This is a genomic window from Winogradskyella psychrotolerans (assembly GCF_018860545.1).
In the GTDB taxonomy this organism is placed as follows: Bacteria; Bacteroidota; Bacteroidia; order Flavobacteriales; family Flavobacteriaceae; genus Winogradskyella; species Winogradskyella psychrotolerans_A.
The window spans coordinates 52,590-67,917 of sequence record NZ_JAHKPN010000003.1; the positions used below are offsets into that span (position 1 = coordinate 52,590).

At 34.5% G+C, this 15,328-nt stretch carries 11 protein-coding genes; 10 read left to right on the forward strand and 1 reads right to left on the reverse strand.

All coding sequences use genetic code 11. From position 1 onward, the window contains the following. The first annotated feature begins 2 nt into the window (after positions 1-2). The 9 genes from KO515_RS02050 (at position 3) to KO515_RS02090 (ending at position 10,407) form a co-directional block, all read left to right on the forward strand. Positions 3-542, forward strand: coding sequence for a DUF3341 domain-containing protein (locus tag KO515_RS02050; protein ID WP_215934721.1), 540 nt, complete (start codon positions 3-5; stop codon positions 540-542). A 1-nt stretch (position 543) separates the two neighbouring features. Further along, a complete protein-coding gene (locus KO515_RS02055; RefSeq protein WP_215934722.1) occupies positions 544-1,104 on the forward strand; it encodes a c-type cytochrome in 561 nt (186 codons plus the stop codon). A 21-nt stretch (positions 1,105-1,125) separates the two neighbouring features. Beyond that, positions 1,126-2,481, forward strand: coding sequence for a quinol:cytochrome C oxidoreductase (locus KO515_RS02060; protein ID WP_215934723.1), 1,356 nt, complete (start codon positions 1,126-1,128; stop codon positions 2,479-2,481). 25 nt (positions 2,482-2,506) lie between these two features. Next, a complete protein-coding gene (locus tag KO515_RS02065; RefSeq protein ID WP_215934724.1) occupies positions 2,507-3,565 on the forward strand; it encodes a cytochrome c oxidase subunit II in 1,059 nt (352 codons plus the stop codon). 30 nt (positions 3,566-3,595) lie between these two features. Continuing rightward, complete coding sequence (locus KO515_RS02070) at positions 3,596-5,392, forward strand: cytochrome c oxidase subunit I (RefSeq protein WP_215934725.1); 1,797 nt, start codon at positions 3,596-3,598, stop codon at positions 5,390-5,392. 164 nt (positions 5,393-5,556) lie between these two features. After that, positions 5,557-6,579, forward strand: a complete 1,023-nt coding sequence (gene ruvB, locus KO515_RS02075) for a Holliday junction branch migration DNA helicase RuvB (RefSeq protein WP_215934726.1) — start codon at positions 5,557-5,559, stop codon at positions 6,577-6,579. A gap of 65 nt (positions 6,580-6,644) precedes the next feature. Beyond that, positions 6,645-7,919, forward strand: coding sequence for a cytochrome P450 (locus KO515_RS02080; protein WP_354668260.1), 1,275 nt, complete (start codon positions 6,645-6,647; stop codon positions 7,917-7,919). Next, a complete protein-coding gene (queG, locus tag KO515_RS02085) occupies positions 7,919-8,845 on the forward strand; it encodes a tRNA epoxyqueuosine(34) reductase QueG (RefSeq protein ID WP_215934728.1) in 927 nt (308 codons plus the stop codon). The genes KO515_RS02080 and queG overlap by 1 nt, the downstream gene beginning before the upstream one ends. Before the next feature lie 359 nt (positions 8,846-9,204). Continuing rightward, a complete protein-coding gene (locus KO515_RS02090; protein ID WP_215934729.1) occupies positions 9,205-10,407 on the forward strand; it encodes a sensor histidine kinase in 1,203 nt (400 codons plus the stop codon). A 91-nt stretch (positions 10,408-10,498) separates the two neighbouring features. On the opposite strand, the gene KO515_RS02095 is transcribed toward KO515_RS02090, so the two are convergent. Continuing rightward, positions 10,499-12,868 (reverse strand): DUF5686 family protein, encoded by a 2,370-nt coding sequence (locus KO515_RS02095; RefSeq protein ID WP_215934730.1) that lies wholly within the window; start codon positions 12,866-12,868, stop codon positions 10,499-10,501. 161 nt (positions 12,869-13,029) lie between these two features. Between KO515_RS02095 and KO515_RS02100 the strand changes: the two genes are divergently transcribed. Next, entirely contained in the window at positions 13,030-15,306 is a 2,277-nt protein-coding gene (locus KO515_RS02100) for an NADP-dependent malic enzyme (protein WP_215934731.1), read from the forward strand. Positions 15,307-15,328: the final 22 nt, after the last annotated feature.

The following is a 15,328-nucleotide window of genomic DNA, read 5'->3' on the forward strand; positions in this document are numbered from 1 at the left end:
TTATGGAAGCTTCGAAAGTAATTCATGCTATTTATACAGATGATGATGTATTAATGTCTGCCGTTAAAACGGTAAAAGCAGAAAAACATCATATCGAAGAGGTATATACACCTTTTCCGGTTCACGGACTAGACAAAGCAATGGGATTAGCTCCGACACGTTTAGCTATTACAGCATTTATTTATGGCTGTATTGGTATATCTGTCGCTTTTGCTATGATGAATTTTATAATGATTAAAGATTGGCCACAAGATATTGGAGGTAAACCAAGCTTTAGTTATTTAGAAAATATGCCTGCATTTGTTCCTATTATGTTTGAGCTAACGGTATTTTTTGCTGCGCACTTAATGGTAATAACGTTTTACTTAAGAAGTAGAATGTGGCCATTTAAGGACGCCGAGAATCCTGATCCAAGAACTACAGATGACCATTTTTTAATGGAAATCGCAGTTCATAATAACGAAGAATCATTAACGAATTTGTTGAAATCAACAGGGGCTGTTGAGATAAACATTATTGATAAAGATGAAGATGCACATTAATATGAAGATAGCCACAAAATATATCGTAGTATTAGGATTATTGGTAAGTCTTGTATCTTGCCAAGAGAATTCTAGGCCAAACTATCAATACATGCCAAATATGTATGAACCGATTGGTTATGAAACTTATCAAGAATCAGATGCGTTTCCAAATGGAAAGCAAGGTCAGTTACCAGCTGAAGGTTCAATACCAAGAGGTGATTTTATGCCGTTTGAGATTGATAACACAGTTGAAGGATTTACGTTTGCTAAAGCAAATCTAACTAATCCTATTGATGCAGCTGATATCGATTATGATAGAGGTGGTGAACTATACGGAATTTACTGTGGTATTTGCCACGGGAATAAAGGTGATGGTAAAGGTAAGTTAGTCTCTCGCGAAAAGATTTTAGGTGTACCTAGTTATGCTGATGTTGGTAGAGCCATTACAACCGGAAGTATTTACCATACGTTATATTACGGTAAAAATACAATGGGTTCTTACGCTAACCAATTGAATGAAGAAGAGCGTTGGCAAGTTGTTGCTTATGTTGAGAAACTTAAGGCTGATTTAGAAAAATAAGATTTAGATAAAGATTATATAATGGAATATAAAATTTCAAATCGATTAAGAATAGGAGCAATCATTTTAATGATTTTAGGTGCATTAGGTGTTGGTTATGGCTTCATGGATTCTCATAAGTCTTTTGAGGATATCGAAACAATGCTAAACGAAGAATCTCATCATGGTGAGGTTTCTGAAGTTGCTACTGTTGAGGAAGCACATGGGGCTTCGCATGCTGAAGGTGACCATTCAGATGGTAGTCATGTTGATGAGCATAAAGCGCATGTTGAGCACGTATTACATCAAGTACATAACAGACCTTGGTCAGCATTGTACGTCGCAGGTTTCTTTTTCTTTATGATAGCTTTAGGTGTATTGGCATTTTATGCTATACAGCATGCTGCACAAGCAGGTTGGTCTCCAGTATTATTTAGAGTGATGGAAGGTATCACTTCATATGTTTTGCCGGGTGGAATACTTTTACTATTAGTTGCATTTTTTGCTGATAGCCATGTATTTATTTGGTTAACAGATGGTATGACAACAGAAGGGAGTCCTAATTATGATGCTTTAGTGGCTAATAAATCAGGTTGGTTAAATAAAACCGGATTCTTTATACGTGCTATTATTTTCTTAGCAGGTTGGTCTGCTTACCAGTATTTTTCTAGAAAATTCTCACTAGCACAAGACAATGCAGATATTAATGATAAAAGTAACTTTAAAAAGAACTTCCGAATTTCGGCTGGTTTCCTAGTATTTTTTATATATACAGAATCAATAATGTCTTGGGATTGGATAATGAGTGTTGACCCACACTGGTTTAGTACCTTATTTGGATGGTATGTGTTATCTGGTATGCTAGTTTGTGGTATTACGGTTATTGCGATGGTTACCGTTTATTTGAAGTCTAAAGGTTTATTAGAGCATGTAAATGATAGTCATATTCATGATTTAGCAAAGTTTATGTTTGGTTTTAGTATTTTCTGGACCTATTTATGGTTTTCTCAATTTATGCTAATTTGGTATTCAAATATACCTGAAGAAGTAACATACTTTATCACACGTATTAATGATTTTAAATTACCATTCTTTGGTATGGTGGCTATGAACTTTTTATTCCCACTATTATTATTAATGAATAGTGACTTTAAACGTGTAAATTGGTTTGTAATTATGACAGGAATTGTTATTCTTTGCGGACATTATTTAGATATTTTCAATATGATTATGCCTGCAACTGTAGGTGACAGATGGTTTATTGGAATTCCAGAAATAAGCTCAATATTATTCTTTGCTGGCTTATTTATATTTTTAGTATTTACATCACTTGGTAAATATCCATTGTTAGCAAAAGGAAATCCATTTGTTAAGGAAAGTGAAAATTTCCATTATTAATTTTTAAATTAGAACAGAAACGATAATGACTGCTTTATTAACAATTATAATTGTACTCTTTGTAGCTGTTGCCTTGTGGCAAATGGTAAAAATATTTGACCTCGCTCAGGTTGGAACGGTTAATTCGCAGATAGCGGATGATCACGACAACAAGATTAATGGTTACTTAATGATAGGTTTTTTAGTGTTTATCTACCTGATTACCATCCTGTGTTTTTGGTATATCGGTGATTTACCACTTTTATCAAACGCGGCCTCTGAACATGGTGCTGAAGTGGATAATCTTATGATTATCTCTATGGTAGTGATCTTCATAGTTCAAACGATCACGCAATTTCTATTACACTATTTCGCCTATAAGTATAAAGGTGAGAAAGGAAGAAAAGCGTTGTTCTATGCTGATAATAATACGTTAGAATTTATCTGGACGATTATACCTGTTATTGTTTTAGCTGGTTTAATTATTTATGGTTTATTCACTTGGAATGACATCATGAATGTCGATGAAGACGAAGACCCAATGGTTATTGAATTATATGCTCAGCAATTCAAATGGACGGCTAGATATAGTGGTAATGATAACGTTTTAGGAAAAGCTAACGTGAGATTAATTGATATTGACCGTGCTAATACATTAGGAGTTGATGAAGATGATCCAAATGCACAGGATGATGTTGTTGTTTCTGAATTGCATTTGCCAGTTGGTCAACAAGTTGTATTTAAAATGCGTTCTCAAGATGTTCTACACTCAGCTTATATGCCTCACTTTAGAGCGCAAATGAATTGTGTACCGGGAATGGTAACGCAATTTGCTTTTACTCCGACTGTGACGACTGCTGATATGCGTCAGAATCCTGATATTGTAGAGAAAGTTAAAAACATTAATGACCTTCGAAAAGAAAGAATAGTTGAGATTGAAGAATCTGGTCAAGAATTACTTTACGAATTTGATTACCTATTATTATGTAATAAGATTTGTGGAAAATCGCACTACAATATGCAAATGAAGATAATTGTAGAAACACAAGAAGAATTTGATGCGTGGATGAAAGAACAAAAAACATTCCCAAATTCATTAAACTAACTAAGCTTTTAAGAAAAAGATAAACAGATTATGTCAGCAACAGTAGATACACACGGTCACGACGAAGACCACGACGTACATCATCACAAAGAAACATTTGTAACTAAGTACATCTTTAGTATTGATCATAAAATGATTGCTAAACAGTATTTAATTACTGGTACGATAATGGGTGTTATTGGTGTTTTAATGTCTATTATGTTTCGTATGCAAATTGCTTGGCCAGAAGAGCCAAATGTATTATTTGAAGCATTATTAGGTAAATGGGCTCCTGACGGAGTTATGAATGCGGATGTTTATTTAGCATTAGTAACCATACACGGTACCATTATGGTATTCTTTGTATTAACTGCTGGTTTAAGTGGTACGTTTAGTAACTTATTAATACCGTTACAAATTGGTGCCCGAGATATGGCGTCTGGTTTTCTTAACATGGTATCATATTGGTTATTCTTCTTATCATGTGTTATTATGATAAGTTCTTTATTTGTGGAAGCTGGTCCAGCTGCTGCAGGGTGGACAATCTACCCTCCATTGTCGGCATTACCTATGGCTTCTGGTGGTTCTGGTTTAGGGATGACCTTATGGCTTATATCTATGGCTATTTTTATTGCGTCTTCATTGTTAGGATCATTAAATTACATTGTTACCGTAATCAATTTGAGAACAAAAGGGATGTCTATGACAAGATTACCTTTAACAATTTGGGCGTTCTTTGTAACTGCCGTTATTGGTGTGGTATCATTCCCAGTTTTATTGTCAGCAGCATTGTTATTAATAATGGATAGAAGTTTCGGTACATCATTCTTCTTATCAGATATATTTATTCAAGGTGAAGTATTACATTATCAAGGTGGTTCACCAGTATTATTTGAGCACTTATTTTGGTTCTTAGGTCACCCAGAAGTATATATCGTTATTCTTCCAGCAATGGGATTAGTGTCTGAAATTATGGCGTCAAGTTCACGTAAACCGATATTTGGTTACCGTGCTATGATTGCGTCGATATTAGCTATCGCATTCTTATCAACCATTGTTTGGGGTCACCATATGTTTGTATCCGGTATGAATCCTTTCTTAGGATCTGTATTTACATTTACAACATTATTGATTGCTATACCTTCAGCTGTAAAAGCATTTAACTGGATTACCACGCTCTGGAAAGGAAATCTACAAATGAATCCGGCCATGCTGTTCAGTATTGGTTTCGTTTCAACATTTATAACAGGTGGATTAACAGGTATTATTTTAGGAGATAGCGCATTAGATATCAATGTACATGATACATATTTTGTAATTGCTCACTTCCACTTAGTTATGGGTATTTCAGCCTTATATGGTATGTTCGCTGGGATTTATCACTGGTATCCAAAAATGTTTGGTCGCATGCTAAACAAAAACTTAGGATATTTACATTTCTGGATTACGGCGATTTGTGCCTATGGTGTATTCTTCCCAATGCATTTTATTGGGATGGCAGGTTTACCTAGACGTTATTATACTAATTCTAGTTTCCCATTATTTGATGATTTAGCAAATACCAATGTAATCATTACCATATTTGCTATTATTGGTGGTCTTGCTCAAATTATTTATTTATATAACTTCTTTACTAGTATGTTCTACGGTAAGAAAGCTGAGCAAAACCCTTGGAAATCTACAACACTGGAGTGGACTACACCTGTTGAACATGTTCATGGTAACTGGCCAGGAGCGATTCCTCATGTTTACCGTTGGTCTTATGACTACAGTAAGCCGGGTCACGATGTAGATTTTGTACCTCAGAATGTCCCTTTAATGGAAGGTGAAGAGGAATTACAACATTAAATATATTCCTGTTTTATCAGGACGCCTTATTAAATTAGAAAGACCTTTGGATAGCTATCCAAAGGTCTTTTTCGTTATATTTGTTTAATGCATAAAATCCTTCTAAAGGGTTTAAGATGTTTTTTAAATTTATATAAGATTTCCCACTTTCGTTAGACCTAAAGATGAACGACAACCTAAATCCAAATAGTGATAATTTCAGTCCAGAAGAACTTGATGTTGAAAAGAAATTAAGGCCCTTAACGTTTGAAGACTTTACCGGTCAAGATCAGGTCTTGGAAAATTTATTGGTTTTTGTTCAAGCTGCAAATCTTAGAGAGGAAGCTCTAGATCACACTTTATTTCATGGGCCTCCAGGATTAGGTAAAACGACCTTAGCGCATATCTTATCTAACGAGTTAGATGTCGGTATTAAAGTCACCTCCGGCCCTGTTTTAGACAAGCCGGGAGACTTAGCAGGCTTACTTACAAATCTCGATGAGCGTGATGTACTTTTCATTGATGAAATCCATAGGTTAAGTCCAATTGTAGAAGAATATTTGTATTCTGCTATGGAAGATTATAAGATTGATATTATGATTGAGTCTGGCCCAAATGCCAGAACTGTTCAACTTAATCTCAACCCGTTTACATTGATTGGAGCTACGACGCGTTCAGGATTATTAACGGCTCCGATGCGTGCACGATTTGGGATTCAAAGTAGACTTCAATATTATAAAACAGAATTGCTAACAACAATTGTACAGCGTAGTGCTTCCATCTTAAATATGCCAATTTCTATGGAAGCCGCTATAGAAATCGCAGGAAGAAGTAGAGGCACTCCCAGAATCGCGAATGCGTTATTAAGACGTGTTAGAGATTTTGCGCAAATAAAGGGCAATGGAAAAATTGATATTGCCATTGCAAAATTTGCATTAAAAGCATTGAATGTTGATGCTTACGGATTAGACGAAATGGATAATAAGATTCTAAATACTATAATCGATAAATTTAAAGGTGGGCCAGTTGGTATTAGCACTATTGCTACGGCAGTGAGCGAAAGTACAGAAACCATTGAGGAAGTCTATGAACCATTTTTAATTCAGCAAGGCTTTATAATGCGAACACCTCGAGGTCGAGAAGTCACGGAACAAGCTTATAAACATTTAGGTAAAATAAAAGGACCGACGCAAGGAGGATTGTTTTAATGAATGCGACTAAAAAAATACCGGAAGTTTCGACATTTACGTTTTTAAAGCAAGCGCTAAAAATATTGAATAACCCCTTACCTTTTCATCATAAGAATTTTGAAAAGCATGGTGATATTTTTAAGTTGAATATTGGATTTGGTAATTATGCGGTATTTTCAAGAGATGCGGAACTAGCAGAATACGTACTTCAGAAAAATTGGAAAAACTATAAAAAATCTGAAATTCAAACCGAGCAATTAGCAAAATATTTAGGAAAAGGATTATTAACATCCGAAGGTGACTATTGGCGTACCCAACGTAAACTAATTCAACCTGCGTTTCACAAAAAAAGTTTAGACACGTTATTAGACACAATTAAGAATACTATTGTTGAAGAAGTTTCAAAATTAAAAACGAATATCAGTGTTGATGTATTACCTGTTTTTGGTGATTTAGCATTTAAGGTTGTTGTAAAATCGTTATTTAGTAATGCCGTTACTAACGATGAAATAAAGACGCTTCAAGATGTTACGGAAGAAAATCAACTGATGTTAGTGAAGGAGTTAAGACAACCGTATTTAAAATGGTATTTTCAGTCCTTTGGCATTATTAAAAAGCATTTATCCCGCTCTCAAGAATCTAGAGATATTCTTCTCAATATTATTAATCGAAGAAAACAATCTCAAGCACAGCATAATGATTTGTTGGATATGTTATTAAGTGCGCGCTATCATGATGGTTCTGCTATGAGTAATGAGCAACTCATTGATGAAATTTTAGTACTATTTGTTGCGGGTCATGAGACGACTGCTAATTCTTTAAGTTTTACATTACAATTATTGGCCCATCACCTAGAATGGCAAGAAAAAGTAAGGCATCAGTACCAATTAGTATTAGCTGATGCCAATTCTGATTTGATGTCGGTCATTGGGCAATCTCAATATGCTAAACAAGTGGTTGAAGAATCTATGCGATTGTATCCGCCAGCTTATTTTATGGATCGCGTAAATTTAGAAGACGATACATTTAAAGGATTTCATTTAAAGAAAGGAACAAGTTTTTTATTTTCTATTTTAGAAATTCATAAACATAAAGACTTGTGGGAACATCCAGAAGCATTCATGCCAGAACGGTTTACTCCAGAGAAGGCAAAAGGGTATTCGTCTCACTATTTTCCATTTGGAGCAGGTCCTAGAAAATGTATTGGTAATAATTTTGCTATGTTCGAAATGATAATGGCAGTATCAGAATTGGTTTCAAAATTTAAAATCTATCCAGTTCAAGATACTATTGAGGTTAATCCTTTAATTACCTTGAGGCCTAAACATGCTTTTTTGAAGTTTGAAAATATAAATTAGTGCTAAATCATAAAGCTACATATACAGAACTCATTAAATCCGAAGCCAAGCGTCTCGGATTTTTGTCTTGTGGCATAAGTAAAGCAGAATTTCTAGAAGCAGAAGCTCCACGACTTGAAGCTTGGCTACAAAAGCATATGAATGGAGAAATGCATTATATGGAAAACCATTTCGATAAGCGCTTAGATCCGACGTTGCTTGTTGAAGGTTCAAAAAGTGTAGTGTCTTTACTGTTGAATTATTATCCTTCAGAACTTCAAACTGAAGATTCATATAAACTATCCAAATACGCTTACGGAAACGATTATCATCATGTTATAAAACACAAACTAAAATCGTTGTTGTATTTTATTCAAGATGAAATTGGAGAGGTTGGAGGACGAGCTTTCGTTGATTCCGCACCAGTTTTAGATAAAGCTTGGGCTGCAAAGTCGGGATTAGGTTGGATAGGTAAACATTCCAATTTATTAACCCAACAAGTAGGTTCTTTCTATTTTATTGCCGAACTCATCATAGACTTAGAATTAGAATATGACCACATAACAACCGATCATTGTGGTACTTGCACTAAATGCATCGATGCTTGTCCAACGGAAGCTATTACCGAACCCTATGTGGTAGATGGCAGTAAATGTATTTCGTACTTCACCATAGAACTTAAAGAAAATTTACCCACAGAATTTAAAGGTAAATTTGATGATTGGATGTTTGGTTGCGATGTTTGCCAAGATGTTTGTCCTTGGAATAAATTTAGTAAACCACACAATGAGCCTTTATTTAATCCGCATCCAGAAGTATTGGATATGACCAAAAAAGATTGGGAAGAAATTACAGAAGATACCTTTAAAGAAGTGTTTCAGAAATCGGCAGTCAAACGGACTAAGTTTTCTGGTTTAGAACGGAATATTCGGTTTTTGAAAAGTTAATGCGCAAGCAATAAGAAAATAACCCAAGTCAAATTTCGTTATATTTGTATAGATACATGTTATATTAATTCTATTCAATTAGAAAACATAAGTTAATTGAATGATTAGTTAGCTTGTAGGTCGAAATCATTATTTCTAAATTAAACCCTATCAGTAGTGTTTACCTGATGCTTCTTATAGGTCTAATGCTATTTCTGAAATTGATGAACTGCTAATTAAAGAAAGGCGTTAAGATATTGAGACCTGTAATACTAAAAGCCATGATTAGGTAATGTTGTAAAGTTACACGACATATAAAGGAAACTGTATAACATATTCCATGTATAGAACCCTAAATTTTCAAATTGTAATTATTTATTATGATAGCCCCAAATGAACATAAATATGAAAAAGAAAGATTAAAGAATTTAGATTCTTATGATATATTAGATACACTTCAAGAAGTTGATTATGATAATATTACAGCTATAGCTGCGGAAATTTGCAATACACCAATTGCACTTGTCACGCTTTTAGATGATAAAAGACAATGGTTTAAATCGCATTACGGCATCGATGAAACAGAAACACCTAAAGAATTTGCATTTTGCGCGCATGCTATAAATGATGAGAGCAACATATTTATGATTCAAGATGCTAGAACAGATAACCGTTTTAAAAATAATCCATTAGTTACTGGCGGTCCTAAAATCGTTTTCTATGCAGGCGTACCACTTAAAAGTGAAAATGGACTTCCATTAGGTACCTTGTGTGTAATAGATGACAAGCCTAATTTACTCAGTAAAGGGCAACTAAAATCACTTACTGCGCTTTCAAAGCAAGTGATGAATTTATTAGAGCTTCGCAAGAGCAAATCGTTATTAAATATTACTTTATCAGAATTAGAAGAAAAGAATCAAGAATTAGAACGTTTTGCTTTTATAGCAGCACACGATCTTAAATCTCCACTGATAAATATTTCTAGTTTAGCAGAATTATTTTTAGAAGATTATAAATTACAGATTGATACAGATGGTATTGAATTGTTAGAAATGATAATTAAATCGTCTGATAATCTTAAAGAATTAATTAATGGACTTTTAGATTATAGTAGAAGTGATGTCATTTTAAAAGAGCAGAAATCAGACCTCAATTTGAATAAATTAATATCCGAAATTGAAGGCCTATTTAACTTCGACCATAATCTTAAATTGGTTTTAAATTCAAACCTAACTCAAATAGAAATTAATAAAACCGCTTTAAGCCATATTATAATGAATTTGGTGTCAAACGCTATTAAGTATAATGACAAGCCAAAAGTTGAAATAGAATTAGATATCTTTGAAACTCCGTCCCATTATGAGTTTTATGTTAAAGATAATGGCCCAGGAATTGCAGCTAAAAATCACAGTAAAATATTTAATATTTTTGAAAAAGTGGCTAACCACGATAGATTTGGTCGTGAAGGAAACGGTATTGGTTTGGCTACAGTAAAGAAAATAGTGGAAAAGTTAGAAGGGCAAATTAAGGTAGTATCCGAGTTGGGGAATGGGGCAACATTTATTTTTACAATAAAAAAATAGCGGTAGGCTTAGATTTAAAAAATTGGCTATAAAACGGACTAAGTTTTCTGGTTTAGAACGGAATATGTAATTTTTAAAGGATTAAAAAGTATTACTTAAACGTAAAGCCCATAGAATATTTAAAAGCAAAATTATCGCTCGATTTGTCAAGATTGTGATACCCATAACGATAGAAAGCACCAACACCAATACCCAAGTATCCAATATTTAAATATGGAATCTTAATAATATTCTGAAGTTCTAGTCCTGTTTCTAAAAATAACTCCTCTTTGGTTTTAAATTCAATATTTTGATGATACAACGTATGTTCTAGACTTCCTATTCCAAAATTATTATAGAGCAGAACATCCGGTTGAAATTGGCCTTTGTTATTAAATAGCCGTCCGAAATTATGTGTAATGAACAAATTAGCATAACGATCTGACAAAAACTCATAAGGCGTCACAGTTTGGAAATAATTCTTCACCACAAAAGGAATTTTCTTATCTAAAGTACCTTCACCAGTAAATAGTAATCCATAAGGAAGTGCACGGTCAATATAGCCCAAATCTAATCGATATGTTGTTTTACCAAGCCCTTTAGTGATAACGCTATGGTCTAAAGTAAAACGTAATTTGTTATAGTTAAAATCACTATCAAATGCACCTTTTAATCCCCTCGAATACATAAGATTAAAAACAGGAGCATCGCTAGGTAGTCTTGTGGTAACACCAAAGGTTTTTATTAATTGTTCATTAACATGATAGCCAATACCGACATTGATTTCAGAATTGGTATAATTGGTCATTGGTATTCCATTAGTATTAAATTGATAATCGTAAAGCGGAGTCACATCAGCGGTATTAAAACCTAAATTCCAATTGATATGTCTCCATAGTTTCATTTCTGTATGAATACTAACCGATTCTATAGCGTCCATTTGACTAGCAATCCAATGGCGTTGCACAAAAGGGTTCTCAATTGTATTACCCAAATAGGTTCCTGTTTCTCGTACATCATTCTTGTATTTCAGACTTACAGAAATATCTTTTTCACTAGGAAAATCGACTAAAACCTCTCCTCCATACTTCCATGTATGATCTTTAAATCCGTATGCGCCATAGCCACCAATAGACACATGTTTAAATATATCGTCGTTAGTATATAAGCCTAATCCTAATCTTGCACCTTCGTATTTATTGTATGTAGCGAGACTTTTAAGGTCTAAGTCCACATATTTGAACGGCAGACGCCATTTAGCCAAACTAGGAGCCCACTTTAAGTACTTATCTAATTTCAATGCTTCTCCAACACTATCCATTAACACATAAGTACGCCGTTCTTTTACATCTAAAGTATGCTTTCTGTAGTCATCCCAATACTGAGAGTTGCGACCTTCAACTTTATCGGGTAAGGTGAGCGAAACCAGCGGGAAGTCTTTCTTTGTCAGTTGGGTATTTGTGCTTATATCGGACAAATAACTTTTACCGACATATTTTAAACTACCAAAACCTTCACCTATAATAATGACAAAATTTAACTGTTCAGGGAACCAATATTGATGGTCTATAAATTTATATTTCTGCTGAATCGTGAACTCTATTTTTCCTGAATTATACGTTGAAGCATCAACACTTTCTACGGCATATTGGTTAGAATTGATATACAACAAACCTTCTAAGCCTTCAAAATTTCGATTCGCTTTGGGTTCAAAAGAAATAACAAATACGGTATCTTGACCTTTTACGTATTCGTCTTTTAGTCTGAATTTATATTTATTCGTACTTCCTTTTGAGATCGGATTTAGGTAATTTGTTTCGAACAGAGAGATGTACTCATCGTAAAAAGAGAAGGGCTGAAAACTATTGGCTAAAACAGCAAAATTTGGATTTTTAAAACCAGAGGTTCTTCTGGCAATTATACTATCTTCAGTAAATCTTGGCTTTAAATATTTATGCTTGGCAATGGTTTCTGTGATAAAAACATAAGCGTCTTTAAAAAATGAATCAACAGTTTTCAGGGAATCGTTTTCGGGTTGCTCGTCATTGATATCGACAAAAACTTTGTCATAAGATGTGTAGGTGAAAGAATTTAGATTTTCAGGATTGTTACGTTCTTTATTAGCAACCGCCCGTCTAATAATCCGATGCGCCGGATTTTCGCTATCAATAACCACTTCATCAAGAGCACTAATCGTTTGTTTTAGTGTGATTATTTCACTTTGTAAGTTGGCGATCTCTACGGTTTTCGTTTCATAACTTACATAACTTATGGTGATTTTTTTAATATCTGCAGTAACAAAAAAGACACCATCAATATCGGTTGCAGTCCCTTTATAAGCCGTATCGTTAAAAATGATATTCGCAAAAGGAATGACAGTGCCACTATTTTCATCTATAAGCTTAAATTTTTTTAACGATTGACTATAGCCAATTACACTAAAAAAAACGATTGCAATGCTTACTAGTAATGCTTTTTTCATTTTATACCATGTTAGGTGCAACAAAATAGTAAATTATCTATGAAATAATTACGTGTAATGTTTATTTTTAAAAAGGCAGAAACGAAAGACGAGCGTTCAATTTCTTATATTTGTAGCTTATATTAAATGCATTTTTGTTTAATATGTAACCCATTCAAATTATGAGCAAACAAAGCAAACGTTTAGAAGCCCTAGTATATCACGCTAAACCAACTCCTGGTAAAATTAAAGTGGTGCCAACTAAAAAGTATGCATCGCAACGCGATTTATCATTAGCGTATTCTCCAGGTGTTGCTGAGCCTTGTTTAGAGATTGCTAAAGATGTAGAAAATGTATATAAATATACGGCTAAAGGGAATCTGGTAGCTGTAATTTCTAACGGAACTGCTGTTTTAGGTTTAGGTAATATTGGTCCAGAAGCTTCTAAACCCGTAATGGAAGGGAAAGGATTACTTTTTAAAATATTTGCAGATATTGATGTGTTTGATATTGAAGTTGATACCGAAGATATCGAAGCTTTTATCGCAACGGTGAAACATATAGCACCAACATTTGGAGGGATTAACTTAGAAGATATAAAAGCACCTGAAGCTTTTGAAATAGAACGTCGTTTAAAGGAAGAATTGGATATTCCTGTGATGCATGACGATCAGCATGGCACAGCAATAATATCGGCAGCGGCATTAATTAACGCCTTAGAAATAGCAGAAAAGAAAATTGGAGATGTTAAAATAGTCGTTAGTGGAGCTGGAGCAGCTGCTATTTCTTGTACAAGATTATATCAAGCCTGTGGTGCGAGTCGTGAAAACATTGTAATGTTAGATAGTAAAGGTGTGATAAGAGCTGACAGAGATAATTTAACATCTCAAAAAGCTGAGTTTGCCACCGATCGTAAGATAAATACTCTAAGTGAAGCTATGGAGAATGCGGACGTATTTATAGGCTTATCGCAACCTGATATTGTCACTCCAGAAATGCTGTTATCTATGTCAGCAAATCCTATTGTATTTGCAATGGCCAATCCGGTTCCAGAGATTAATTACCAACTCGCTATAGATACTAGAGATGATATAATCATGGCAACGGGTCGTAGTGATCATCCTAATCAAGTGAATAATGTGCTTGGTTTTCCTTTTATTTTTAGAGGAGCTTTAGATGTACGCGCCACAAAAATTAACGAAGCCATGAAAATGGCAGCAGTTAAGGCATTGTCTGATTTAGCTAAAGAATCTGTTCCAGAACAGGTGAATATCGCGTATGCCGAAACACGTTTGACCTTTGGTAGAGATTATATTATTCCAAAACCTTTTGATCCAAGACTTATTGCTGAAGTGCCTCCGGCCGTAGCAAAAGCAGCCATGGAGAGTGGTGTCGCTAAAGAACCAATTGAGGATTGGGATCGTTATAAAAACTCATTATTAGAACGTTTAGGGTCCGACAATAAGTTAGTTCGTATGCTATTGGGTAGAGCTAAAACAAATCCTAAACGCGTTGTCTTTGCAGAAGCAGATCAGCTAGATGTTTTAAAAGCAGCTCAAATAGCTTATGAAGAAGGCATTGCACATCCTATTCTTTTAGGTCGAAAGGACGCTATTTTATCATTAATGGCAGAGATTGAATTTATTGCGGATGTGCCTATTATAGATCCAAAATCAGATGATGAAACTGAGCGTAAAAACCGTTATGCAAAAGCGTATTGGGAGAAGCGTAAACGTCAAGGTGTGACAATTTATTCTTCACAGAAAAAAATGCGTGAGCGGAACTATTTCGCAGCAATGATGGTAAATGTGGGAGATGCTGATGCGCTTGTTACAGGTTATTCTCGTAATTATCCATCGGTTGTTAGGCCTATGTTAGAACTCATTGGAATGGCAGATGGCGTGGCGAGAGTCGCAACAACCAATGTTATGATGACACAACGAGGGCCAATGTTTTTGAGTGATACTTCAATAAATATTGATCCTTCGGCTAAAGATTTGGCTAAAATTGCTAGAATGACATCGCGTGTGTCAAAAATGTTTGGAATAGAATCCGTAACGGCTATGATTTCATATTCTAACTTTGGGTCTTCAGAAAATCCAAGAGCCGAAAAAGTAAGAGAAGCTGTAGAATATTTACATAAAGCCTATCCAGAAATGGTGGTGGATGGTGAATTACAAACAGACTTTGCACTTAACGCAAAAATGCTTCAAGATATTTTTCCGTTTTCAAAGTTAGCAGGTCGAAAAGTAAACACGCTTATATTTCCAAATTTAGATGCAGCAAATATTACTTATAAATTGCTTAAAGAGCTAAATCAAGCAGAGTCCATTGGGCCAATTATGATGGGAATGCGCAAGCCTGTTCATATTTTACAATTGGGTGCTAGCGTGGATGAAATTGTAAACATGGCGGCAATTGCAGTAATTGATGCGCAAGAACGAGAGAAAAGAAAATAGTTCAGCATTTCAATTTTAGGTT